The following is a 23,108-nucleotide window of genomic DNA, read 5'->3' as shown; positions in this document are numbered from 1 at the left end:
GCGGTCAGGAGACGCGGGTGGCCGTGGCCCCGGTGATCGCGGCGTGCGCTGCGGCGAGGTCGGCGTGCAGGGGCAGCACGCGGTCCAGGCCGAGGATGGCCCAGGGCCGGGCGACCGCGATCTCGGCCGCCGCGATGGCGAAGGGGATGTCGTGCGCGCGGGCTTCGCGGTAGGACTCGACCAGGACGCTGAAGACGGTCGAGTCGCAGTAGGTCGTCTCGGTGAGGTCGGCGACGACCGCGGCCGCGCCGCCGCGGAACGGGCTCAGCAGCACGTCACGGAGCCGGGTCGTGGTGGCCAGGTCGAGATCGCCCGCGCAGCGGACGGTCACGACCCCCGCTTCGTTCGTCGTCGCGAAGCGGGGCTGAGTGCGGTTCTCGGTCATCGGGTCCCTCCTGCACCGCGAAGTACCCACCGCGGCCCGGAATGACGCGCCGCGAGGGCGAATCCTTGGGGCATCCGAGGGATAGCGATGCACAAGCGTTGCGAGCGGGTATAGCGTAGTGGTGCGGCACCTCGCCGCGCAGGACTGGGCAGGCCGTGGCGGGTTGCCACACCCCGCGGCCGTCCGGATCCGGTCGACGCGGGCCGGATCCCCGGCGCCGGGCGGCGCCGAGGGGGACGCGGCAGGCCGACGCCCCGCCGCCGCGTCCCCCGTGGCGCCGGGCTGTTCCCGGTGCCCCGCGCCGGTGTCGCCGGTCCGGCTTCGTCGCGTGACGGTGGGCCCCGGCGGCCGTGGCCGGCCCGCTGATCTCCGGACCACCGGCCGGCGATCTCCGCGCCGGCGGCGATCACCGTGTCCCCGCCGGTCAGGTGGCCCGGCCGTCGCTAAGCTGCCCTGAGCGAGGCGAAGGGGAACGGTGGATCCGAAGAACGTCGAGACGGGTGCCTGGGCGCCGGGCAAGGTGGCCGAGCTGCTCGGCGTCTCGCCGGTGACGCTGCGCAGCTGGAGCGCGCGGTACGGGATCGGCCCGTCGGCCGCGGCCACCGGACGGCACCGCCGCTACTCCGACGCCGACGTCCGGCGGCTGCAGCACATGCAGCGGCTCGTCGCGCGGGGGATGCCCGTGCGGGAAGCGGCCGCCACGGCCTTCGCGGCCACGCCCGCCGACCCGCCCGAGGTGCCCGCCGCCCGCCGGGTGCGCGAGCTCGAGGACGCCGCTGAGGAGCTGCGGTCCGCGTCGGTCGCGGGGCTGCTTGACGAGACCCTCGGCACGCTCGGCCCGGCCGCGGCCTGGACCGACGTTTTCGCCCCGGTCCTGCGCGGCCTGGGCGACCGCTGGCAGCGCGGCGACGTCTGCTTCGCGTCGGAATGGGCCCTGACGACGGAGATCTCGCTGGCGTACGAGCGGTTCAGCCGGCGCTTCCCGGCGGCCGTCCCGGGCCGGCCGGTGCTGCTGGCCTGCTGCCCGGCCGAGCGGCACTCGCTGCCGATGGAGGCCCTGCGCGCGACGCTGGCCGAGGCCGGGATCCCGGTCGCCTACCTCGGGCAGCTGGTGCCGGCCGAGACGGTCGCCGACCTGGCGGCGCGCCTCGATCCGGTGCTGGTCCTGCTGTGGTCCCTGGCGGCCCCGACGGCCGACGACCTGCTCGCGGCGCGGGTGCGCGACCTCGGCCGCGTCGTGGGCACGGCCGGGCCGGGCTGGCAGCACCTGGGCGACCGCGGGTTCGCCCGGGTGAACGATCTGGCGTCGGCGGTGGAGCTGGCCGTGGAGCACGCCGAGGGGTAGGGGCGGCGCGGAGTCGCTTCGACGAGGCGGGGAACGCTCAGCCCAGCCCCTCCAGCGCCCGCTTCAGCTCCGGCACCACCGCGTCCCCGAGCCGCTCGAACTCGCGCTTCAAGAAGGGGCTCGCCAGCCTCGCCCACCCGTGGAACACGATCGTGGCGCGGTAGCGGACCATCGTGCCGTCCGGGCCCGCCGACAGGCCGAAGTCGTCCGTCGAGGTCGCCGTCTTGTTCTCGCCCACGAACGTCACGCGGCCGGCGTCGCGCCGGGTCAGGTGGTAGTCCAGCTCCGTCCGCCGGCCGCGGAACTCCGAGACGTTGTGCCATCCGGTGCCGACCGTGATCGGGCCCGCGTCCGTGCGGGTGCACGACACTGTGCCCGGGTCCCAGTCCTCCGTGTGCGCGAAGTCCGCGAGGTACTCCGCGACCCGCGCGACCGGCGTCCGCACGGTGACGGTGCGTTCGACCTGGACCATCGGACCTCCCGGAGCGTTCGTTGCGCAGCCGTTGCAACCGTAACGGGCACCGCTCGGTGGGGCACGGCGAGCCGGTCGCCGACATCGATGTCAACTATTCCGAATTCTTGTCCTCCTTGTCGTCTTGACGCTTCCGAGGCGCACGGCGGAAGCTTCCTGGCAACGTTGTCACCCTCTCTCCGCGGCGCCACCCCGCCAGGTCCGGCCGCCGCTTGCAGATCGGAGTTCGCATGGCGGAGGAGTACGGCATCACCGCGGATGTCGAGCCCGCGGAGGTGTCCGCCGTTTCGCGGCGGCACGTCCTGGCCGCCGGGACCGGGCTGCTGGCCGGGTTCGGCCTCGCGGCGGTCCTGCCCGGGGTCGCGTCCGCGGCACCCGCCGTCGCCGACGGCCGCGCGCCGAAGACCGACCTGGCCCTGTTCCGCCCGGTCCAGGTGTCCTCGACCGACTACGCCGCCACCCCGGCCGAGTTCGCCGTCGACGGCCTCGCCCAGGTCGGCGTGCGGGGCTCCGGCTGGCGCGCCACCCCCGGCGACGGCCAGTGGATCGTCGTCGACCTGCAGGGGGAGTGCCGGATCGACTCGGTCGTGCTCACCTTCGAGGCGCGGCCCGGCGACCCGGCCATCGACGCCGCCGCGTCCCGCTCCCACACGAGCGGCTTCGAGATCCTGTCCAGCTACGCGACGGCGTTCGACCTCGACGTCTCGGGCGACGGCAAGGCCTGGCGCACCGTCCACCACACCGACGCCGGCACCGGCGGCGTCGTGACGATCCCGCTCAGCGCCGTCACCGCGCGCTGGGTCCGGTTCACCGCGTCGAGCCGCTCGACGACCAACCCGCTGGGCCTCAACGGCTTCCAGGTGTTCGGCACCGGCCCGCAGAACCGCCCGGCGGTGCACGGCTGGACCAGCTTCCCGGTCCGCCCGCACGACGACCCGCCCGCGCTCGCCGTCGCGGCCGACGGCACCGTGCCGCTCGAGTCCGGCTGGGTCCTCACGATGGACGACTGGGCGCCGGCCGGCGACGGCAAGGCTCTTTCCGGCGCGGAGGTGGACACCCGCGGCTGGCTCCCGGCGACCGTCCCCGGCACGGTCCTGGCCTCGCTGGTCGAGCAGGGCCGGCTGCCGGACCCGGTGTCCGGCATGAACAACCTGCACGTCCCGGAAGCGCTGTCGCGCCACGCCTGGTGGTACCGCCGCCGCTTCTCGCTCCCGCGCGGTCTGGACACCTCGGCCGGCCGGCACGTCTGGCTCGAGTTCGACGGCGTCAACCACGAAGCGCAGATCTGGCTCAACGGCGCCGAAATCGGCACCCAGAGCCACCCGTTCGGCCGCGGCGCCTACGACGTCACCGCGGCGCTGCGCCGCACCGGCGACCAGGCCCTCGCCGTGAAGATCTCGCCGATACCGAGGCCCGGCAGCCCCAGTGACAAGGGCTCCAACGGCAGTTCGTGGGTCGACGCCGGCAGCACGATGTTCGACAACTCGCCGACCTACCTCGCGGTGTCCGGCTGGGACTGGATGCCCGCGGTCCGCGACCGCGCCTCCGGCATCTGGGACCACGTCCGCCTGCGCTCCACCGGCGCCGCCGTGCTCGGCGACGTCCGCGTCGACACGAAGGTGCCCGACGCCGCCACCGCCGTGGTGACGCTGACCGTGCCGGTGCGCAACGCGGCTTCGACGGCCCAGCGCGTCAAGGTCATCGCCGCGTTCGGCCCGGTGACCGTGTCGAGCACGGTCACCGTCCCGGCCGGGCAGACCACCGACGTCGCGTTCCCGGCACAGCAGGTCAAGAACCCGAAGCTGTGGTGGCCGAACGGCTACGGCGAGCCGAACCTCTACGACCTGACGCTCACCGCGGCGATCGGCGCGTCGACCAGCGACCGGCGGACCACGAAGATCGGCCTGCGCCAGATCGGCTACCAGTACGACCTGCCGATCGTCATCGCCGACGGCCGGGCGACCCAGTCCGTCGACCTCGCCCCGCAGAACGCCCGGTTCGTCCGGATGCAAGGCCTGAAGCGCGCCACGAGCTGGGGTTTCTCGCTCTGGACGATGTCCGTCGTCGACAGCTCTGCGCCGGACACGGACCTCGCGCAGGGCAAGACCGCGGCTTCGCAGTCGGTGGCCGACGGAAACCCGCCGGAGCGGGCCTTCGACGGGGACCCGAACACCCGCTGGACGTCGGCTTACGAGGACAACCAGTGGCTGCAGGTCGACCTCGGCACCGCGACCGCGTTCGACCGGGTCGTCCTGACCTGGGAGACCGCCTACGCCGCGACCTTCAAGATCCAGGTGTCGCAGGACGGCGGCACCTGGACCGACGCCGCGTCGGTCGACAACAGCCCGAAGCCGCTGACCTTCCTCGTCAACGGCGTCAAGGTGTTCGCCCGCGGCGGCAGCTGGGGCTGGGACGAGCTGCTGCGCCGGATGACGCCCGAGCGGACCGACGCCGTCGTCGCGATGCACCGCGACATGAACTTCACCCTGATCCGCAACTGGGTCGGCTCGTCCTACCGGCAGGAGCTGTTCGACGCCTGCGACAAGTACGGCATCCTGCTGTGGAACGAGTTCTGGGACGGCTGGTCGACCGACCCGGCCAACCACGACATCTTCCTGGCGCAGGCCAAGGACACGGTGCTGCGCTACCGCCACCACGCGTGCGCGACGGTGTGGTTCGGCTGCAACGAAGGCACGCCGCCGCCGGTGATCGACAACGCGCTGCGGGACATCGTCCACGACCACACCGACCTGCTCTACCAGGGCAACTCGGCGGGTGGCGTCATCACCGGCGACGGACCCTATTACTGGCAGGACCCCAAGCGGTACTTCACGGGTGAGGCGACCGGCGGGAAGTACGGGTTCTGGAGCGAGATCGGGCTGCCGACCGTGTCGGTCGTCGAGAGCATGCGCAACCTCGTCGGCGAAGGCGACCCGGGCTGGCCGATCGGCGCGCCGTGGTTCCTGCACGACTGGTCGACGAACGGCAACCAGTCGCCGCAGAGCTACCTCGCGGCGATCGACGCGCGGCTCGCGCCGTCGACGAGCCTCGCGGAGTTCTGCCGCAAGGCGCAGTTCGTCAACTACGAGAGCATGCGCGCGATCTTCGAGGCCTGGAACACGAAGCTGTGGGCGGACGCCACCGGCGTGCTGCTGTGGATGTCGCACCCCGCGTGGCACAGCACGGTCTGGCAGACCTACGACTACGACCTCGACGTCAACGGCAGCTACTACGGCGCACGCAAGGGCTGCGAGGCCCGGCACGTCCAGGCCGACCTGACGACGTGGCAGATCCGGGTCGTCAACCACACGCCGGCCGCGTTGAGCGGGGTGACGGTCACCGCGCGGCTGTTCTCGTTGGATGGCGCGGCCCTCGCGCCGGCTCAGCAGCAGAAGCTCGACGTGGCCGCGAACGTCGGCGCGACGGCGTTCACCGTGCCCTTCGACGCGGCGCACCCCGATCTGCACCTGCTGCGGCTGACCCTGACCGACGCCCACGGCGCGGTGCTGTCGGAGAACACGTACTGGCGCTACCGCAGCGACACGGCCATGCGCGCGCTCAACCAGCTGCCGGGAGCGCGGCTCACTTCGTCGTTGAAGGCCGACGGCGACGCGTACACGGCGACCGTGCGCAACGACGGCAGGACGGTCGCGGCGATGATCCGGCTGTCGCTGCGCGAGCGCAACGGCACCGACCGCGTCCTGCCGACCCGCTACGGCGACAACTACTTCTGGCTGCTGCCGGGGGAGAGCCGCACGGTCCGCGTCGAGCCGCGGCGGCGGGTGCCGGGCGCCCGGCTGCAGGTGGAGGCGTACAACGTGGCGGCCAAGCTGATCTAGCCGCGGTTTTTGTCGGACCCCGCCGCTAGGCTCGGGGCTCCGCGAGCGAGGAGTACCGGTGCGTGGCTGTGGGTCGCGATTCCGGAGCGAGTGGAGGAGTGCCGCGCGTTCTCCTCACCGTCCGCCGACGACCAGCCCGGAGCCGATCCGGGTCTCGGTTCTCCTCGCTCGCGGGCCTGAAGTGGGGGAGGGGCGGTCATCGAAGAGCTGTACCGGACAGTGCTGGCGAGGGCGGCGTACCAGGACGCGTTCTTCGCCTGGCCACGCGCGGAGCGGGAGCGCTACGTCGCGCTGCTGCGGACGGCGGACCCGGCGTGGGTACCGGGTTTCCTGCACTGGCTGCGCGTGGAGACCCCGATGCGCTACCCGGCGCTCGTCGGGGCGGCAGCGTTCGTGGCCGGGCGGCTGGAGCGGGGCGAGCACGGGGTGTCGCGGCAGGTGATCGCGTCGGTGCTGCACCGCGCCGACGACCCGGGCCACGTGCTGGCGTACTGGGCGGCGACGTACGGGCCTTCGCTGCCGAAGCCGGTGAAGCGCGCAGTGGCCGACGCGGTGACGCGCTTGTACGACGAGCCGGCCCTGCTGGCGTACGACGACGGCGGGCACCACTTCGAGCTGGGCTTCGTCCGCGGTGACCTGCCCCGCCACGGCGGAATCGGCACGCCCCGCCCGCTGCGGTTCGGCGAGGTGATCAGGCTGGTGCACCCCCGGGCCCGCAACCGTGCGCAGGGTGACCTGTTCCGGTACGCACTGGCCCGGCGCCACGGGAAGGTCCGGACGATCCCGGCGACGATGCCCCTGGCGCGGAGGTGGGCCGGGGTGGCGGAGGAAGCCGGTTCGGGGCCGGTCACGTTGCCGACGGTGAGCGCGCTTCCGGAAGGCGACTTCGGCGGGCGAAGCGCCGACGCGCGGCTTTCCGCGGCCGCCGAGATCGGTGCCGGAGGTGAGGCGGCGACCGAGCCGGTGCGCCAGGGGAGTGGTACGGAGACCGAGGTGAGTGTCGGAGGTCGGGCGCCGCGCTCCAGCCGCGTGGCGCTCCCGCAAGGGGCAGTCGCCGATTCCGCCGCCCGCCAATCAGCCGCCGGGCCGCTGCATGTCCTCGCCGGGCTCAGGTCCGGCGCCGGCCACCCGCCACCCGGGCAGGCCCTCGCCCGGCTGAGGCGAGCCGTGATCCCACCGCACTCCGAAACCGTCCTGGCGGCCTTGCCCCTCGTCGACCTCTTGGCCCAACCCGGCGGCCTGGCCCGCCTGGAACCCCTGATCCCGCACCTGCCCCTCTCCGCGCTCCTCGCCCACCTGCGCCGGCTGGACGCCGCCGGGATCGGGTTCGAAACCGCCATGGCCGTCGCCGCGCGGATCGCCGATCCCGCCGAGGTGCGCGCGTCCGGGCTGGGGCCGTTGCGGTTCGCCGCGGCCTGGGGCGCGGTCGACAGCCGCCGGTGGGAACCCGCGCTGGCCGCCGGTGCCCGGCACAGCCTCGAGTCGCTCCCACGGCTGCGCGGGCGCACCCTCGTCGTCGTCGAACCGTGCAGCGACACCCGGATCGTCTTCGGGCTCGCCCTCGCCCAGCGGTGCGACGAAGCCGACCTCGTCCTCCTCGGCGGCGGCCGGTTCCCGCTCGAACCGGAAGAGTCGCCGCTGCACGCCCTGATCCGCTGGCACTCCACCGACCTCCGCACCGCCGCTCCCGTCGCCGCCGGGCACGACCGCGTAGTCCTCGTCACCGAACAGCTCGGCGAACTCCCCGACGTGCCCGCCGGAATCCCGCTCTACGTTTGGGAGACCAGGCGGCACAACAGGCACGAACACGAGCCGGACTTCGCGGCCGGCTCGGGGCGCGGGTTCTTCCGCGGACTCGGCGACGCCTCCTTCCGGATCATCCCCTGGTGGGAGGAGTTCGTCGCCGGCGACCAACTCGGATGCTGAATTCGTGCCCGCCGACGAACTAGGCTGACGGTTCCGCGCCTAGCTTCGGGAGGTGCTCGTTTCGGTGAACCTGCGCCCGCACGCCAGCCTCGGCCGCGTCCTCGACGACCTGGGCGGCACACTCCTGGACCTCGTGCTCGGCGACGGCGACCGCCCGGGCGGCATCGGCGGCGTCGCCATCCACGACCCCCTCGACGAGCCCGCCCTGCCCCAGCACGCCCTGATGCTGGGCGTCGGCCTCGCCGAACCGGACGAGGTGGTGCACCAGCTGCGGACCCTGGCCCGGCACGACGCGGCCGGCCTCGTGGTCCGCGCGCCCGTCACCGTCACCGCGGCGATCACCGCCGCCGTCGAGGACACCGGCGTCGCACTGCTGAGCCTGGCGCGCGGCGCGTCCTGGGCCCAGCTCGCGGCGATGCTGCGGTCGCTGCTGGCCGAGGGCGACGTCGGCGACGCCGAACCCGAAACCCTGGCCGGACTGCCCTCGGGCGACCTGTTCGCGGTGGCGAACGCGATCGGCGCGCTCATCGACGCCCCGGTCACGATCGAGGACCGCCGTTCGCGCGTGCTCGCGTTCTCGGGACGCCAGGACGAAGCCGACCCGTCGCGGGTCGAAACCATCCTCGGCCGGCAGGTGCCCGAACGGTTCTCCCGGATGCTCGCCGACCGCGGCGTGTTCCGCGAGCTCTACCGCAGCGACCGGCCGGTGTACGTCGACCGGCCGCCGGAAAGTCCCGAAGGCTTCAAGATCCCCCGCGTGGCCGTCGCGGTCCGGGCGGGCGACGAGATCCTCGGCTCCATCTGGGCCGCCGTGCGCGAGCCGCTGACGCCCGACCGCACGCAGGCCCTCTGCGACGCGGCCCGCCTGGTGGCGCTGCACCTGCTGCGCGTCCGGGCGGGCGCCGACGTCGAACGCCGGCTGCGCGCGGACCTGGTGAGCACGGCACTCGAAGGCGGGGCCGCCGCGCGGGAGGCGCTGAGCCGGCTGGGGCTGGCCGACCAGCCGGTCGTCGTGCTCGCGCTGGCGGTGCTCGAGAACGGCGCCGAGGACGCCGAAATCGCCACCGAACGGCAACGCCTGGCCGACGGCCTGGCGATGCACCTGAGCGCGGTGCACCCGCGCTGCGCGGCGGCGCTCGTGGGCGACACCGCGTACGGGCTGGTGCCGGTCACCCGGGACGCCGACGGCGAACGCCGCGCCCTGCGGATCGCGAAGGACTTCCTGGACCGGGTGGGCGACCGTGTCCGGGCCGTGGTCGGGATCGGGCCGGTGGCCCGCAGCGCGGCCGAGCTGCCCGAAGCCCGCGACAGCGCGGACCGGGCGTTGCGGGTGCTCCGCTCGGGCAGCGGCCCGGGGCGCCGGGTGGCGTCGCTGGCCGATGTGCACGTCGAAGCGTTGCTGCTGGAGCTGCAGGACCTGGTCGCCGCCCGCGGCGACCGCCCGACCGGCCCGGTCGCGCGCCTGCTGGACTACGACGAGCAGCACCACGCCCACCTGGTCGAGACGTTGCGAGCCTGGCTCGACGCCTTCGGCGACGTCATCGCCGCGTCGGCCGCGGTCCACGTGCACCCCAACACGTTCCGGTACCGCCTGCGCCGGCTCGCCGAGGTCGGCGGCTTCGACATGACGGACCCGGAGGCGAGGTTCGCGGCCATGCTCCAGCTCCGCGTAGTGGCCCCGCCCGCCTCCTGACCGTGCGCCAAAAGGCCTCACACGTGATCCGAGGGGCATCACGTGTGATCAGCGGGGCATCACTCGTGATTTCACGGGCATGACCGTGATGCCCCTTCCATCACGAGTGATGCCTCTCCAGACACGCGTGATGCCTTTCCGATCACGCGAATTGCCCGGCGTGGCTGTCCGAAATGTCGGTGATTAACTGCCGACTTCTGGTTTGCACTTGGTCAGCTACCTACTTTTCGACCAGTGTGCGACACCTTCGAGGCGTGTGAACCTGCTCGGTCTTCACGTCAGGTGATCAAGCTTTCACAGAGGTGTACCGGGTGTCACGCAACGGGTTATCGCAGGGACGGCGGCGGTGAGCGCGGCCGTTGTCGCGGCGTCGCTAGTCGCGCTGAACTCCCTCGCGATGCCGTTCGGCAGCGTCGTGCGGTCGAGGGCGTCGCCGACGTCAACAACGTCTACACGTTCTTCGGGCAGGCGTCGGACTTCCGACGGCACCGGCAAGGCGCTGCGCGGCACCGTCCGGATCTGCGTCGACGGCGAGTGCCCGTTCGCGAACGCCTTCTGGGACGGCGAGCAGATGGCCTTTGGCGAGGGCGTCACCACCGACGACATCACCGGGCACGAGCTCACCCACGGTGTCACGCAGCACGCGTCCGGACTGAGCGGCGGCCAGGCCGACTCGACCAACGAAGGACTGTCGGACGTCTTCGGCAAGTTCATCGGCATCACCTCGAACGACCCCAAAGACACCGGCGGCAACCGCTGGCTGCTCGTCGCTGGGCGCGATCCGCGACATGAAGGACCCGCGCTCGTCGCTGTCCCCGCAGCCGGACCAGATCTGGTGGGGCGTCGAGAACACGCTCACCCCGAGCGCGACGTTCAAGGACGTCGGCGAAGCCCTCAGCTCCTCCTGCGCGCCGCTCGCCAAGGCGGGCACCGCGGGCATCACCGCCGACGACTGCACCCAGGTCGGCAACGCGGTGAAGGCCACGCACCTGGACCAGGACCCCAGCTGATCGAACCCCGAACCGAAGGCCACTCCGGCCGCCCGGGGTGGCCTTCGGCGTCCGGGCGTAAATCCGGTTGGCGGTGGAGGAAACCGCCGTTACGCTCCCCTGAGTCCAAGATCGCGTCGCAGGAAGGGAGCCGGCCGTGCCCGTCGCCGTCGTCTCCCGTCCGCGGTCCGAGGTGATCCTCGTGTCTTCGCGCTTCCGGTGTCCGCCGCGCGGCTGACACCGCGTTCGTGACGCTCCTCTGTGGACGATCGTCACGGCGAATCGCGCCGCCCCGAACCGGATCGTCCTCGAAGGACCGCGCCATGCGCACGCACGACCTGACCACCGTCCGCAACCTCGGCATCCTCGCCCACGTCGACGCGGGCAAGACCACCGTCACCGAACGGATCCTCCACCGCACCGGAGCCACCCACAAGACGGGTGAAGTCCACGACGGCACCACCGTCACCGACTTCGACCCGCAGGAACGCGACCGCGGCATCACCATCTTCGCCGCGGCCGTCAGCTGTACGTGGCGGGGCCACCGGCTCACCCTCATCGACACGCCCGGCCACGTCGACTTCACCGCCGAGGTCGAGCGGGCGCTGCGGGTCCTGGACGGCGCGGTCGCCGTGTTCGACGCCGTCGCGGGCGTCGAGCCGCAGAGCGAAACCGTCTGGCGCCAAGCCGATCGCCATGGCGTGCCGCGGATCGCGTTCGTCAACAAGCTCGACCGCTCGGGCGCCGACCTCGACACCGCGGTGGCGTCGATCCGGGCGCGGCTGCACCCGGCACCGCTGGTCGTCCAGCTGCCGATCGGGCGCGAGGACGGCTTCACCGGCGTCGTCGACCTGGTCCGCCTGCCGGTGGACGCCTCGGCCGAGGCGCGGCGACGCCGTCGCGTGCTGGAAGAGGCCGTCGCCGAGCTGCATCCGTTGGCGCTGGAGGAGTTCTGTGTCGCGGGGACCATCTCGGCGGAAACGCTGGAGAAGGTGCTGCGGGAGCTGACCCTCAGCGGCGACGGGCTCGTCGTGCTGTGCGGGGCGGCCTACCGCGACCGCGGGATCGAGCCGCTGCTCGACGCCGTCGTGGCGTACCTGCCGTCGCCGGCGGACGTCCCGCCGGTGCGCGCCGACCGGCCCGCCGACCCGGCGGCGCCGCTGGCCGCGCTGGTGTTCAAGGTCGTCTCGGCGGCCACGGGACGGCTGACGTACCTGCGGGTGTACTCGGGAACGCTGCGGAAGGGAGACCAGGTGCGCGACGCGGGGCGCACCGAGCGGATCGCGCGCGTCCTGCGTGTGCAGGCCGACCGGCATTCCGAAGTGGACAGTGCGGTGGCCGGCGACATCGTGGCGGTGGCCGGGCCGAAGGCGGTCCGGGTCGGCGCCACGCTCTGCGCGCCGGACGCCCCGGTGCTGCTGGAGCCGCCACCGACGGCGGACCCGGTGGTCTCGGTGGCCGTCGAGCCGCGCCGGGCCGGCGACGGCGAGCGGCTGACGTCGGCGTTGGCGCGGCTGGCGGAGGAGGACCCGTCGCTGGTCGTGCGGACCGACCCCGAGACCGGGCAGACGGTGCTGTCCGGGCTGGGCGAGCTGCACCTGGAGGTCGCGGTGGAGAAGCTGCGGCGCGACCGCGGGCTCGACGTCGCGGTCGGGCGGCCCTCGGTGGCCCACCGCGAAACCGTGGTCCGCGGGGTGTCCGGGCTGCTGTACCGGCACGTCAAGCAGGACGGCGGGGCGGGTCAGTTCGCCCACGTGGTCCTGGACGTCGCGCCGGCGGCGGAAGGGTTCGAGTTCGTCTCGGCGATCGTGGGCGGCCGGGTACCGCGCGAGTACGTCCGCGCGGTCGAGGCCGGCTGCCGGGACGCGCTGGCCGACGGGCCGCTGGGCGGGCACCCGGTGACGGGCCTGCGGGTGGTGCTGACCGACGGCGCTACGCACCCGAAGGACTCGTCGGAGCTGGCGTTCCGCACGGCGGGACGGCTCGGCCTGCGGGAAGCGCTGCGTTCGTCGGTTCTGCGGCTGCTCGAGCCGGTGGCCGAAGTGGCGGTGACGGTCCCGGCCGACGCGGTCGGCGGCGTGCTCGGCGACCTGGCGGCCCGCCGCGGCCGGGTGGCCGGCTCGGACGTCCGCGGCGGCACGGCGCTCGTGACGGCGACGGTCCCGGTGGCGGAGCTGTTCGGGTACGCGAACCGCCTGCGCAGCCGGACCCAAGGCCGCGGCACGTTCACCGCGCGGCCCGCGGGCTACGCGCCGGTCCCGTAAGCGCCCGGGCTCAAGCGCCCCAATGTGGCCTTCGGTGCGTTCAACGCACCGAAGGCCACATTGGGTGCGTTGGACGCAACCAAGGCCACATTGGGGCGCTTCACGACCAGCCGCGGCGGACCTACCTGCGGGGGACCGACGTGACCCCGGCGAGCAACGCGTCGACGTCGGCTTCCGTCGTGTACGGCGCGATCCCGGCCCGCACCGCGCCGCTGTCCCCGAGACCCAGGTGCCGCGAGCACTCGATCGCGTAGAAACTCCCGGCCGGCGCGTTGACCCCCTGCGTCCCCAAGTGCTCATACACGGCCTGCGAAGCGACACCGTCGACGGAGAACAGCACCGTCGGCGTCCGGCGCCGCCCCGGCCGGCCGTACCGGGTGACTCCCGGAAGCGCCGCCAACCCCGCGTCGAGCCGGGTCAGCAGCGCGTTCTCGTGCTCCTCCAAAGCGGACATCGAGGCGACCAGCCGGGCTCGGCGCGTCCCCGAACCGGGCACGAGTCCGGCGAGGAAGTCGATCGCCGCCGTCGTGCCGGCCAGGAGCTCGTACGGCAGCGTGCCCAGCTCGAACCGCTCCGGCACCGCGTCCGTCGACGGCAGCAGCTTGTCGGGGTGCAGCGTTTCCAGCAACGCCGGCGCCGCCACGACCAGGCCGAGGTGCGGGCCGAGGAACTTGTACGGCGAGCAGGCGTAGAAGTCGGCCCCCAGCGCCGTGACGTCGACCGGTGCGTGGGGCGTCAGGTGGACTCCGTCGACGTACAGCAGCGCGCCCGCGTCGTGCACCGCGGCCGCGATCGCCGGGATGTCCGGCCGGGTGCCCAGCAGGTTGGACGCCGCCGTCACCGCGACCAGCTTGGTCCGCGACGACAGCAGCCCGCTGATGTCCGAAGGGTCCAGTTCACCGGTCGCCGGGTCGAAGGCCGCCCACCGCACCGTCGCGCCGGCGGCTTCGGCGGCCTGGACCCACGGCCGGATGTTCGCGTCGTGGTCGAGGCGGGTGACGACGACCTCGTCACCCGGGCCCCAGGTCTTCGCGAGCGCGCGGGAGAAGTCGTAGGTCAGCTGCGTCATGCTGCGTCCGGACACGACCCCGGCCGGGTCGGCGGCGAGCAGGTCGGCGACGGCTTGGCGGGCCTCGGCGACCACCGCACTCGCCCGGCGCTCGGCGGCCGTGACGACGCCGCGGTTGGCGATGCCGGAGCACAGCGTCCCCGCCACCGCCTCGCCGACGACGTCGGGGACCTGCGAGCCACCCGGCCCGTCGAAGTGCGCGGCGGCGAGGCCGGGGAAGTGCTTGCGGATCGTCCGCACGTCGTAGCTCATGGCGCCAGCGTGCCAGGCGTCAGGGTCTCCGGCCGGGCGCGGCCGCCGTGACCGGCAGCTGGGGCGGCGCGGCCACCGGCCGCCGGACCGGAGCCGGCGGCCGGATGTACCGCCGCAGCCGCTGCGTCGGCTTTTCGACGTACTCCCACGACAGCCGGCCGACGACGTAGGAGGCCGGCACGGCCAGCAGGATCAGCAGCCACACCTGCCGCACCCCGGCGAGGATGAGCAGCTGCTGGATCGGGAAGCCCCAGATGTAGGTGCCGTAACTCCCGTAGACGTGCGGCCCGCCGGCTTCCAGTCGCTTCGGCCAGTGCATCGCGAGCGTGATCGCGCCGTAGGAGGCGCTGATCGCCAGCAGGTACCGGCTGGCCGGAGTCTGGCTCAGCGCCAGGTACGCGGCGAACAGGACCAGCGCCGCCCACGGCCGGAGCGGGATCTTGTCCCGGTAGGCGTGCAGCACCACCCCGAGCACGAACGGCACCAGGAACGACACCGTCGACCCGATCGGGACGAGCAGCAGCGAGCCGCCCGCGCCGTGGTACTCGAACGTCGCGCGCAGCACGCTGTCGGCGTAGACCATGCCGCCGAGGGCGACGAGCACGACCCAGCGCCCCGCACCGGCCAGCACCACCAGGCCGGCGACGAGGACCAGGCCGTAGCCCAGCAGCTCCATCGGCAACGTCCAGATCGCGCCGTTCACCGACCACGGGTACGGGTTGCCGGTGAACACCCCGGGCAGCAGGTGCTGCAGGTAGAACAGCACCGTCGTGCCGACCAGGTAGCGCCACGTCTGCAGGTTCGTCCAGTAGTCGGACGCCGTCGTCACGAGCGGGCCGATGACGAACACGGTCACCAGCAGCACCACGAGCAGCGGGGGCATGATCCGCAGCAGGCGCCGCGCCGAGAACCGCCACCACGACGGGTCGCGCGCCCAGCTGTCCTGGATCTGGTAGCCGCTCATCGCGAAGAACCCCATCAGTGCGATGTAGCCCGGCGACATGTGCCAGGACGCGGGGAAGATCGTCAGCCGCTCCGGGTGCAGCAGCGGCATGCTGTGGTCGACGATGACCGTGATCGCGCCGATCATCCTCAGCCACGCGAAGCCGATGTTGGGATTGGCGTGAATTTTTGACGAGATCCGCACGGTGCGCGATGTTAGCCCATCCGGCCTCCGTGGCAGACCCGAACGGTGGAAATGCCGCTGCGCCTCCGGTCACCGGCCGCGGTTGCGCGCGTGGTCGCGGGCCTGGCGTTCGTTGCCGTGCTTGTAGTTGCCCGTCGCGCGGGCCATGAGCAGCTGCTGGTCGTCGCCGCGGTCGGCCGCGGCCAGGAAGCGCGCGGCGGCGGACCCGCGCAGCGTCCCGGCCGGGCGGCCGTGGTGCGTGATCGTCACGGTGCCGCTTTCGTCGAGGCGGTAGGTGAAGCCGGTCGGTGTCCCCATCCGCTCAGGCTGGCATGGTGGGCAACCTGTTTTCGAGGGCGGAGTTCCGGGGCCGAGTCCGGGGGTTTCCCGGATGGCGCTCCCGCGGGGACCCGACAGAATCCCTAGGATGATCCGAGGGGGACACTGGGTGCGGGCCAAGCTGGGGAACACGTACGTGCTGCTGGGCGCCCACGCGCTCGTCCTGGTGGCGCTGCTCGTGTCGTACGACGACGGCCGGCTGCGGTTCCCCGCGTACCGCGTCGACCTGGACGTCTACCTGCTCGGCTCGGCGGCACTGCTGCGCGGCGACGCGCTGTACGGCGCCCTGCCACCCACGGGTGACGGCCAGCTCCTGCTCTTCACCTACCCGCCGTTCGCGGCGATCGTGCTGGCGCCGCTCGCGGTGCTGCCGTACTGGGCCGCCTGCCTCGTGGTCACCGTGGGCACGCTCGGGCTGCTCGCCTTGGTGCTGGTCACGGTGCTGCGTGCGCTGGGCGCGCGCTGCGACTGGCGCCGGGTCGGCGCGCTGCTGCTGGCCGCCGAGGTGCTCGAGCCGGTCCTGCGCACGGTGTACGCGGGTCAGCTCGACCTGCTCCTGCTCGCCCTCGTCGTCCTGGACGTCCTGGTCGACACCCCGCGGTGGCCGCGTGGCTTGCTGATCGGGATCGCCGCCGCGATCAAGCTGACCCCGGCGATCTTCCTGCTGTACTTCCTGCTCCGCCGGGACACCCGGGCCGCCGTGACCAGCGTCGTCACCTTCCTGGCCGCGACGGCGCTGGGGTTCCTGCTCGCCGGGGCGGATTCGGCGCGGTACTGGACGAGCGCGCTCTGGGACACCGGTCGCGTCGGCGAGCCGACCTACGCCGGTGACCAGTCCCTGCTCGGGCTGCTCGCCCGGGCGGGGGTGCCGGCCGGCGCGCGGACCGCGTGGTGGCTGCCGCTGGTCGCGGTGGTGCTCGTGCTGACTGCGCTGGGCGTGCGACGCGCGCTGGCCGCGGGGGAGCGGACCGTCGCCCTCGGCCTGAATGCCGTCGGCGGGCTGCTCGTTTCGCCGATCTCGTGGACGCACCACTGGGTCTGGGCCGTGGTCGTGCTGCTCGGCTGGGCGGAACTCGCGCGCCGCACCGGGCGACGCGGGTTCGCCGCCGTGGCCGGGGTGGGCGCCGTGCTGTTCGTCACCGGCCCGCAGTGGTGGTGGCCGCGCGGCGGCGAAGTGGAGCGCGACTGGACGTTGCTCCAGCAGCTGACCGGCAACGGCTATGTCCTTTTCGGACTGGCGGTGCTGGTCACGGCGGTGCTCGCGCGGTTCTCGCGGCCGGTGGACGACTTCAGCGGCGCCGTTCCGGCCGTCGCCACAGCCAGCCCGCGCCGAGGATGAGCATCGCCGTGCCCAGGGCGAGCGCGAGGCAGATCCCCGCGGTGTTCAGCGGCAGCGCGTCGGTGACCGCCCGCGGCAGCGGCAGCAGCCCGACGAGCCCGACCACGGCGTAACACGCCCCGGCGATGAGCAGGAACCGGGCGGCCGCGCGCGAGGAGCGGGTGCAGAACACCGCGGCCGCGCCGGTCAGCAGGTGCACGAGCGTCCACGCCCCCGACACCGCGAAGACCCCGAACAGGGCCCGCGCGGCCCCTTCGCCGACCGTGACGCCCGGCATCAGCTCGAGCGCGCCCAGCACCAGGAACAGCAGGCCGATCAGCATGCCCATGCCCTGCACGGGCGCGGGCCCCCGCCTCGGCACCCGAGCCTCGGGTTCGGTGGTCGTCATGTTCTCCAGATTCCCCGTGAGAGCCCGTTTAATGCACTTTCCGCGGGGTTGTTCCGGGGTTGGCCCGGGGCCGGTGGGGTAACCGGGACCCGATCCGACCGCCGACGAGGAGCTGACGATGACCGAGTACCGCCACACCGCGACCGCCGACGTCCCGGCCGACGAGCTGTTCGCCTTCCTGAGCGACCCCGAGAACCTGCCGCGGTACTTCCCGGACATGAAGGTCGCCGAGCCGACGGACGGCGACAGCGTGCACGTCGAGGCCGAGGTCCACGGCAAACGGGTCGCGAGCGAGGCGTGGCTGCACACCGACGCGGCGAACCGCTCGCTGTCCTGGGGCGCGGAAGGTCCCGACGACTACCACGGCGAGCTGCGGATCGCCGAGGACGGCCCGGCGTCGTCGGAGATCACGGTGACGCTGCACAGCGTTCGCGAGGCCGATGGCGGCGAGGTCCAGCAGGGCCTCGAACGCACGGTGGCCGCGATGACCCACGCCGCGACCGCCGACGCCGACGTCCAAGCGGCGGAGGGTCAGGGTGGCTGGACGTCCTACGACGCGAAGAGCGACTCGTCGAGCTGAGGTGGGAAGGGCCCGTAGGCGTTGCCGCGCGCGCCGCGGGTGCGCAGCGCGGGGACGGGGAACAGGAACTTGAGCAGGGCCGGGGGAGCGGTGCCGCGGCCGCGTGCCCGCGCGGCGGCGGCGCGCTTCTCGACCCGCACCTGGCCGGCCTGGACCCGCTCGATCGCGCGGATGCGGTCGGCTTGGACGCCGGCGAGGGCGGCCGGCCCCGCGTCACCGCGGCGCAGGGCCGGGATCAGGCGGTTCGCCGCGGCGACGGCGTCCTGGATCGCCATGAGGATCCCGTTGCCGCCGACGGGGGAGATGACGTGGGCCGCGTCGCCGAGCAGCAGCAGGCCCGGGCGGTACCAGCGCTCGACGCGGGAGATGTCCACCGACAGCAGCGTCGTCTGCGAGAAGTCGGTGAGCAGGTGCGCGCGGTCGGCGAGCCACGGCACGCGCTCGCGGAGGAACGCCTGGATCGGCTCGACCCCGCGTTCGCGCAGGGCCGGGTACGAGCCCTTCTCGATGCTGTAGCCCACCTGCCAGTCGCGGACCCCGCCGAGGACGCCGACGTAGGCGTCGCGCCCGAAGTAGAGGTCGAGGTCGGCGTCGGGTGGATCGCCGGGGGAGCGCGGCAGCCGGAACCAGAGCAGGTCGGTGGTCGCGCCGAGCGGTTTCGCCTCGAGACCGGCGAGCCGCCGCACGGTGGAGAAGCGCCCGTCGGCGCCGACGACCAGCGACGTCGTGAGCTCACCGCCCCGGTACCGGACGCCGGTCACCTTCCCGTCCGTTTCGAGCAGGCCGGTCACCTTGGCGTTCGTCCGCAGCGTGAACGACGGCAGGGCCGCGGCGCGCTCGGCGAGGAAGTCGAGGAACCGCACCTGCGGCATCAGCGCGACGTAGCCGAACGGCGTGTCGAGGCGGTCGTAGTCGGCGCAGCTGTAGACGCCGGACGGCGTGTGGAAGCGGAACGACCGCGCCTTGAAGTGGTCGAGCCGCAGGAGGCCGGTCGCCAGGCCCAGCCGGTCGAGGAGTTCGAGGGTGTAGGGGTGCAGCGAGTCGCCGCGGAAGTCGCGATCGAAGTCGGAGCGCGCTTCGAGCACCGTTACGTCGATCCCGGCGCGGGCGAGCAGGTAGCCGAGCAGCAGCCCGCCCGGGCCGCCGCCCGCGACGGCGACGCTCACGCCGTGTCCACTGTGGTCAGTTTGAGGACCGCCATTCCGTCCAGGTGCTCGAGGATCTGGCTCGGGGTGGCGTCCTGGGGGACGGGGAACGCCTTGACCGCCCACGGCACGGACATCGCGGCCAGGTAGGTCGCGACGACTCCGGCGGCCTCGTCGCCGTCGACGGTCTCCGCGTGGCAGTCCTGCCGTTCGCCGGCCGCGAGCAGCGCGCACTCCGGCGCGTCGAGGAGGTTGGCGACCCAGTCGCGGTCGCGCACGGGCGAGACGAGGTAGCGCCCGCCGTCCCGCGCGACGACGGCCAGCGGCACGCGCCGTGGTTCGCCGGTGCTGCGGCCGCGGGTTTCGACGACGCGCAGCGCGTACCCGCCTTCGGGAGGCGCCTCGCCGGGCGAGCCGATCAGCTTGGCGGTCATTTCGGCGTTCAGCGCTCGGATGTCCACCCGGTTCACGGTAGCAAAACTAGCTAGATTGTCTAGCTACCATAGAATGACCAGGTGGAAGACAGCGTCGCGTACCGGGTGAACCTCGCTCTGCGGGACCTGCTGGCGCTCGCCCACGACGTCCAGCTGGCCCTGGCCCGGCGCCTGGGCCTCGGCGCGACCGACGTGCAGGCCCTGCAGCACCTGGCCTCCGGCACCCCGATGGGCACGGTGGACCTGGCGCACGCGCTCAAGATCCGCTCGGCATCGGCGACGGTCCTCGTCGACCGTCTGGAGGCGGCCGGCCACGTCCGCCGCGACCGCCACCCCAGCGACGGCAGGCGCATCACGCTGGTCATCGCCGACGCGGCCCGCGCGGAGGTCCGGGCCGCGCTGGCCTCGTTGGTCGACGCGGTGACCCGGCTGACGGAGGAGCTGGACCCGGAGCAGGCCGAAGCGGTGGCGAAGTTCCTCGGCGACACGACGGAGGTCCTGCGCGCGTACGCGGCCGAGTCATGACCTCGCGTGGTACGCCGCGAGGACGTCGTCCAGTGAGCTGTGCGCCCGGATCCGGCCCTCGTCCATCCAGAGGGCGGTGGTGCACAGCTCGCGCAGCAGTTCGTCGGAGTGCGAGGCGAACACCAGCGCGCCGGCGCGGCGGGCGAGGTCGACCAGCCGCTCCCGGGCTTTCGCGAGGAACGCCGCGTCGACCGCGCCGAGGCCCTCGTCGAGGATGAGGATTTCGGGGTCGATGGTGGTCACGACGCCGAGCGAGAGCCGGACCCGCATGCCCGCGGAGTAGGTGCGCAGAGGGAGGCTGAGGTAGTCGCCGAGTTCGGTGAACTCCGCGATGTCGTCGACCCGCTTCGCCATCTCCTTGCGGGTCATGCCGAGGAACAGGCCCTGGATCATGATGTTCTCGTGGCCGGAGACCTCGGGGTCCAGGCCCACGCCGAGGTCGAACACCGGCGCGATCCGGCCGGCGACCCGGGCGGTGCCCCGGGTCGGCTCGTAGATGCCGGAGAGCAGCCTCAGCAGGGTCGACTTGCCGGCGCCGTTGTGCCCGACCAGCCCGACGCGGTCGCCGTCGCCCATCGAGAGGGTGATGTCGTGCAGCGCTTCGATGACCGGCACCTTCGCGGTGGTGCCGATCGGGCCGCCGACCTTGCCGAGTACCCGTTTCTTGAGCGACCGGGTCTTGGCGTCGAAGATCGGGAAGTCGACGTACGCGCCTCGGACCTCGATGCTCACCATGTTCGCCCCTCTCGTCGCCCAAATGCGAATGCAAGTTATCATTCGCATCGTCAGAAGATCCGAGGGCGGGAGGTACCGTGAGCCGGCAGTCCGTCGAACCGGGTTTCCGCCCGCCGCAGCAGGCCCGCAGCCGGGAATCCCTGCAGAAGGTGCTGGCCGCCGCCGAGCACGTGCTGGCCGCTCAGGGCCACGAAGAGTTCACCCTCGGGGCGGTCGCCGAGCGGGCCGGGATGTCGGTGGGGACGATCTACCGCCGGTTCTCGGGCAAGGACCAGCTGCTGTACGCCGTGAAGGACCAGTTGCTCGCCCGCCTGGAGATCGGCGTCGGCGAAGCACTGCGCGCGTCAGGTCCCGGGCTGAGCGAGGTCGTCGGCGCTTTCACCGGTGCGCTGGCCCGGACCTTCGCCGGCCATGACCGGATCTTCCCGGAGCTGCTCGACGGCCAGCGCGCCGACGGGCGCGATCGAGGCCTCCAGGCGCTGGCCGCGATCCAGCGGGCGCTCGTCGAAGCCGTTCACCCCTGCTTGGCCGAGGTCCGCCGTCCGGACGCCGCGCTCGCCGTCCGCACGTCCGCCCGGACCGTCATCGGCTCCGGTGTGCACCGCGCCGCCACCGCCCGGTTCTGGCCCGACGGCCTGACCTGGACTGCGTGGGCCATCGAGACGACCGCGATGGCGCTCGCCTACCTCACCTCGCCGGGCGATTGACCGGGCGAAGCCGCGGGAACCGGGTTAGCTTGCGTTATGCGAGAAGAGCCCGCGCTCTGGCTGTTCGCCGACCAGCTCGGGCCGCACTTCCACAGCACTCCCGAGCTCCGCGGCCGCGACGTGCTGCTCATCCGGTCGGCCGCGGCCTTCGCCGCCAAGCCGTTCCACCGGCAGAAACTGCACCTTGTCCAGGCCGCGCTGTACCGGCTCGCCGCCGACCTCGGCGACCGCGTCACCCTGCTCGACGCCCCCGACTACCGCACCGGCCTGCGGCGGTTCGGGCGGCCGGTCGTCGTGCACGAGCCGACGTCGCACGCGGCCGACGCTTTCGTCCGGCGCCTGCGCGAAGAAGGAATCGTCTCGGAAATCCTGTCCACGCCCGGTTTCGTGCTGTCCAAAGAGGACTTCGCCGCGGGGGCCGAAGGGCGCACGCGGTTCGTCATGGAGGACTTCTACCGCGACCAGCGCCGTAGGTTCGGTGTGCTGCTCGAAGCGGACGGCGAGCCGGCCGGCGGGCACTGGAACCACGACCAGGACAACCGGCAGCCGCCGCCGAAGACCACCCGGCTCGACGTGCCCGCGCCCTGGCTCCCGCGGGAGAACGAGATCGACGACCGCGTCCGGGCGGAGCTCGACGAAGCCCAGCGCGCGGGGAAGATCCATCCCGTCGGCGTCGACGGACCGCGGCGGTTCGCCGTCGGGCACGACGAAGCGAGCCGCGCCCTGCGCCGGTTCCTCGAGCACCGCCTGCCCGTCTTCGGCCCCCACCAGGACGCGATGCTCACCCACGACTGGGCGATGGCGCACGCACTCCTGTCCGTGCCGCTCAACCTCGGCCTGCTCGACCCCCGCGACGTCGTGCGGCGGGCCGAAGAGCGCTACGAGGCCGGCGACGCGCCGCTCAGCAGCGTCGAAGGGTTCGTCCGGCAGATCCTCGGCTGGCGCGAGTGGGTGTGGCACTTGTACTGGCACCAAGGGCCGGAGTACCTGCGGCGCAACGCGTTGCAGGCGCGCCGCGAGCTGCCGGGCTGGTGGCGTTCGCTGGACGCGGACGCCGTCGAAGCGGCCTGCCTGCGCACCGCGCTCACCGGCGTGCGCGACCGCGGCTACGCGCACCACATCGAGCGCCTGATGGTGCTCGGCAACCACGCGCTGCAGCGCGGGTACGACCCGGCCGAGCTGAACCGCTGGTTCGCCACCGCGTTCGTGGACGGGTTCGCGTGGGTCATGCCGGCGAACGTGATCGGCATGAGCCAGTACGCCGACGGTGGCATCGTCGGGACCAAGCCGTATGCGGCCGGCGGGGCCTACATCAACCGGATGAGTGACCATTGCCCCGGTTGTGTCTTCGACCCGAAGAAGCGGACCGGGCCGGACGCGTGCCCCTTCACCGCCGGGTACTGGGCGTTCCTCGACCGCAACGCGGGCCGGCTGCGGGGCAACCACCGGATGCGGCAGCCGTTGCGGGGCCTGGAAAGGCTCGCGGACCGTGACGAGGTCGTCGCCCAGGAGGTTGGCCGTCGTCACTTCTGATTTCCCACTATTGGGTAACTAGT

The 23,108-nt window shown here is 72.9% G+C and carries 20 protein-coding genes and 1 pseudogene; 12 read left to right on the top strand and 9 right to left on the bottom strand.

The genetic code is table 11. The annotated features are described in order from the left end of the window. Positions 1 to 4 precede the first annotated feature (4 nt). Entirely contained in the window at positions 5 to 385 is a 381-nt protein-coding gene (locus AB0M83_RS35640; protein WP_364523948.1) for an STAS domain-containing protein, read from the bottom strand. Positions 386 to 860: 475 nt separating this feature from the next. Between AB0M83_RS35640 and AB0M83_RS35635 the strand changes: the two genes are divergently transcribed. Further along, a complete protein-coding gene (locus AB0M83_RS35635) occupies positions 861 to 1,730 on the top strand; it encodes a MerR family transcriptional regulator (RefSeq protein ID WP_364523946.1) in 870 nt (289 codons plus the stop codon). A gap of 37 nt (positions 1,731 to 1,767) precedes the next feature. Here AB0M83_RS35635 and AB0M83_RS35630 read toward each other — a convergent pair whose 3' ends face one another. Continuing rightward, positions 1,768 to 2,202 carry an SRPBCC family protein gene (locus AB0M83_RS35630; protein ID WP_364523944.1) on the bottom strand — a complete coding sequence of 145 codons (435 nt, stop codon included), beginning with the start codon at positions 2,200 to 2,202 and terminating at the stop codon, positions 1,768 to 1,770. A gap of 230 nt (positions 2,203 to 2,432) precedes the next feature. Between AB0M83_RS35630 and AB0M83_RS35625 the strand changes: the two genes are divergently transcribed. The 6 genes and pseudogenes from AB0M83_RS35625 to fusA all read left to right on the top strand — a co-directional run bounded on the left by AB0M83_RS35625 (position 2,433) and on the right by fusA (position 12,913). Next, the gene (locus AB0M83_RS35625; protein ID WP_364523942.1) at positions 2,433 to 6,041 is read left to right on the top strand and encodes a discoidin domain-containing protein; all 3,609 of its coding nucleotides are present in this window, start codon (positions 2,433 to 2,435) and stop codon (positions 6,039 to 6,041) included. 219 nt (positions 6,042 to 6,260) lie between these two features. Beyond that, positions 6,261 to 7,967 (top strand): hypothetical protein, encoded by a 1,707-nt coding sequence (locus AB0M83_RS35620; protein WP_364523940.1) that lies wholly within the window; start codon positions 6,261 to 6,263, stop codon positions 7,965 to 7,967. Positions 7,968 to 8,019: 52 nt separating this feature from the next. Continuing rightward, positions 8,020 to 9,660, top strand: a complete 1,641-nt coding sequence (locus AB0M83_RS35615; RefSeq protein ID WP_364523938.1) for a helix-turn-helix domain-containing protein — start codon at positions 8,020 to 8,022, stop codon at positions 9,658 to 9,660. 397 nt (positions 9,661 to 10,057) lie between these two features. Beyond that, positions 10,058 to 10,240 (top strand): annotated as a pseudogene (locus tag AB0M83_RS35610) (hypothetical protein); the annotation flags it as partial. Positions 10,241 to 10,448: 208 nt separating this feature from the next. Further along, entirely contained in the window at positions 10,449 to 10,670 is a 222-nt protein-coding gene (locus AB0M83_RS35605; protein ID WP_364523968.1) for a hypothetical protein, read from the top strand. 302 nt (positions 10,671 to 10,972) lie between these two features. After that, on the top strand, positions 10,973 to 12,913 hold the full coding sequence (gene fusA / locus AB0M83_RS35600) for an elongation factor G (protein ID WP_364523936.1): 1,941 nt from the start codon (positions 10,973 to 10,975) through the stop codon (positions 12,911 to 12,913). Positions 12,914 to 13,034: 121 nt separating this feature from the next. On the opposite strand, the gene AB0M83_RS35595 is transcribed toward fusA, so the two are convergent. The 3 genes from AB0M83_RS35595 to AB0M83_RS35585 form a co-directional block, all read right to left on the bottom strand. Further along, complete coding sequence (locus tag AB0M83_RS35595; RefSeq protein ID WP_364523934.1) at positions 13,035 to 14,234, bottom strand: cysteine desulfurase-like protein; 1,200 nt, start codon at positions 14,232 to 14,234, stop codon at positions 13,035 to 13,037. 19 nt (positions 14,235 to 14,253) lie between these two features. Beyond that, positions 14,254 to 15,381 (bottom strand): acyltransferase, encoded by a 1,128-nt coding sequence (locus tag AB0M83_RS35590; RefSeq protein ID WP_364523932.1) that lies wholly within the window; start codon positions 15,379 to 15,381, stop codon positions 14,254 to 14,256. Positions 15,382 to 15,450: 69 nt separating this feature from the next. Then, positions 15,451 to 15,678: a hypothetical protein gene (locus AB0M83_RS35585; RefSeq protein WP_364523930.1), complete on the bottom strand. Its 228-nt coding sequence runs from the start codon at positions 15,676 to 15,678 to the stop codon at positions 15,451 to 15,453. A 109-nt stretch (positions 15,679 to 15,787) separates the two neighbouring features. On the opposite strand from AB0M83_RS35585, the gene AB0M83_RS35580 reads away from it, so the two are divergent. Continuing rightward, positions 15,788 to 17,038 carry a glycosyltransferase 87 family protein gene (locus AB0M83_RS35580; protein ID WP_364523928.1) on the top strand — a complete coding sequence of 417 codons (1,251 nt, stop codon included), beginning with the start codon at positions 15,788 to 15,790 and terminating at the stop codon, positions 17,036 to 17,038. Here AB0M83_RS35580 and AB0M83_RS35575 read toward each other — a convergent pair. Beyond that, positions 16,989 to 17,426, bottom strand: coding sequence for a DUF4383 domain-containing protein (locus AB0M83_RS35575; RefSeq protein ID WP_364523926.1), 438 nt, complete (start codon positions 17,424 to 17,426; stop codon positions 16,989 to 16,991). The two genes, AB0M83_RS35580 and AB0M83_RS35575, sit on opposite strands and share 50 nt — an antisense overlap. Before the next feature lie 118 nt (positions 17,427 to 17,544). Between AB0M83_RS35575 and AB0M83_RS35570 the strand changes: the two genes are divergently transcribed. Then, a complete protein-coding gene (locus AB0M83_RS35570) occupies positions 17,545 to 18,006 on the top strand; it encodes an SRPBCC family protein (protein ID WP_364523924.1) in 462 nt (153 codons plus the stop codon). Here the strand turns inward: AB0M83_RS35570 and AB0M83_RS35565 are convergent. Both AB0M83_RS35565 and AB0M83_RS35560 read right to left on the bottom strand, forming a co-directional pair. Then, a complete protein-coding gene (locus AB0M83_RS35565; RefSeq protein WP_364523922.1) occupies positions 17,976 to 19,172 on the bottom strand; it encodes an FAD-dependent oxidoreductase in 1,197 nt (398 codons plus the stop codon). The genes AB0M83_RS35570 and AB0M83_RS35565 overlap by 31 nt on opposite strands. After that, positions 19,169 to 19,612, bottom strand: coding sequence for a nitroreductase family deazaflavin-dependent oxidoreductase (locus AB0M83_RS35560; protein ID WP_364523920.1), 444 nt, complete (start codon positions 19,610 to 19,612; stop codon positions 19,169 to 19,171). Before AB0M83_RS35560 ends, AB0M83_RS35565 begins: the two co-directional genes overlap by 4 nt. Before the next feature lie 54 nt (positions 19,613 to 19,666). Between AB0M83_RS35560 and AB0M83_RS35555 the strand changes: the two genes are divergently transcribed. Continuing rightward, complete coding sequence (locus tag AB0M83_RS35555) at positions 19,667 to 20,110, top strand: MarR family winged helix-turn-helix transcriptional regulator (protein WP_364523918.1); 444 nt, start codon at positions 19,667 to 19,669, stop codon at positions 20,108 to 20,110. Here the strand turns inward: AB0M83_RS35555 and AB0M83_RS35550 are convergent. After that, positions 20,105 to 20,845 (bottom strand): ABC transporter ATP-binding protein, encoded by a 741-nt coding sequence (locus tag AB0M83_RS35550; RefSeq protein WP_364523916.1) that lies wholly within the window; start codon positions 20,843 to 20,845, stop codon positions 20,105 to 20,107. The genes AB0M83_RS35555 and AB0M83_RS35550 overlap by 6 nt on opposite strands. A 77-nt stretch (positions 20,846 to 20,922) precedes the next feature. Here AB0M83_RS35550 and AB0M83_RS35545 point away from each other — a divergent pair, with 77 nt between their 5' ends. After that, positions 20,923 to 21,552 (top strand): TetR/AcrR family transcriptional regulator, encoded by a 630-nt coding sequence (locus AB0M83_RS35545; protein WP_364523914.1) that lies wholly within the window; start codon positions 20,923 to 20,925, stop codon positions 21,550 to 21,552. A gap of 36 nt (positions 21,553 to 21,588) precedes the next feature. After that, on the top strand, positions 21,589 to 23,085 hold the full coding sequence (locus AB0M83_RS35540) for a cryptochrome/photolyase family protein (RefSeq protein ID WP_364523912.1): 1,497 nt from the start codon (positions 21,589 to 21,591) through the stop codon (positions 23,083 to 23,085). The last annotated feature ends 23 nt before the right edge of the window (positions 23,086 to 23,108 follow it).

It is taken from the genome of Amycolatopsis sp. NPDC051106, assembly GCF_040682775.1.
GTDB lineage: Bacteria > Actinomycetota > Actinomycetes > Mycobacteriales > Pseudonocardiaceae > Amycolatopsis.
Note: the sequence above shows the minus strand (reverse complement) of the source record. Positions and strands in the feature narration are given on the sequence as shown.

What these genes read in the sequence shown, in the direction of transcription:
- AB0M83_RS35625 (WP_364523942.1), top strand. Translation starts at nt 2,433, where the DNA reads ATGGCGGAGGAGTACGGCATCACCGCGGATGTCGAGCCCGCGGAGGTG.
- AB0M83_RS35575 (WP_364523926.1), bottom strand. Translation starts at nt 17,426, where the DNA reads ATGACGACCACCGAACCCGAGGCTCGGGTGCCGAGGCGGGGGCCCGCG.
- fusA (WP_364523936.1), top strand. Translation starts at nt 10,973, where the DNA reads ATGCGCACGCACGACCTGACCACCGTCCGCAACCTCGGCATCCTCGCC.
- AB0M83_RS35580 (WP_364523928.1), top strand. Translation starts at nt 15,788, where the DNA reads ATGATCCGAGGGGGACACTGGGTGCGGGCCAAGCTGGGGAACACGTAC.
- AB0M83_RS35550 (WP_364523916.1), bottom strand. Translation starts at nt 20,845, where the DNA reads ATGGTGAGCATCGAGGTCCGAGGCGCGTACGTCGACTTCCCGATCTTC.
- AB0M83_RS35585 (WP_364523930.1), bottom strand. Translation starts at nt 15,678, where the DNA reads ATGGGGACACCGACCGGCTTCACCTACCGCCTCGACGAAAGCGGCACC.
- AB0M83_RS35570 (WP_364523924.1), top strand. Translation starts at nt 17,545, where the DNA reads ATGACCGAGTACCGCCACACCGCGACCGCCGACGTCCCGGCCGACGAG.
- AB0M83_RS35595 (WP_364523934.1), bottom strand. Translation starts at nt 14,234, where the DNA reads ATGAGCTACGACGTGCGGACGATCCGCAAGCACTTCCCCGGCCTCGCC.
- AB0M83_RS35630 (WP_364523944.1), bottom strand. Translation starts at nt 2,202, where the DNA reads ATGGTCCAGGTCGAACGCACCGTCACCGTGCGGACGCCGGTCGCGCGG.
- AB0M83_RS35605 (WP_364523968.1), top strand. Translation starts at nt 10,449, where the DNA reads ATGAAGGACCCGCGCTCGTCGCTGTCCCCGCAGCCGGACCAGATCTGG.
- AB0M83_RS35640 (WP_364523948.1), bottom strand. Translation starts at nt 385, where the DNA reads ATGACCGAGAACCGCACTCAGCCCCGCTTCGCGACGACGAACGAAGCG.
- AB0M83_RS35540 (WP_364523912.1), top strand. Translation starts at nt 21,589, where the DNA reads ATGCGAGAAGAGCCCGCGCTCTGGCTGTTCGCCGACCAGCTCGGGCCG.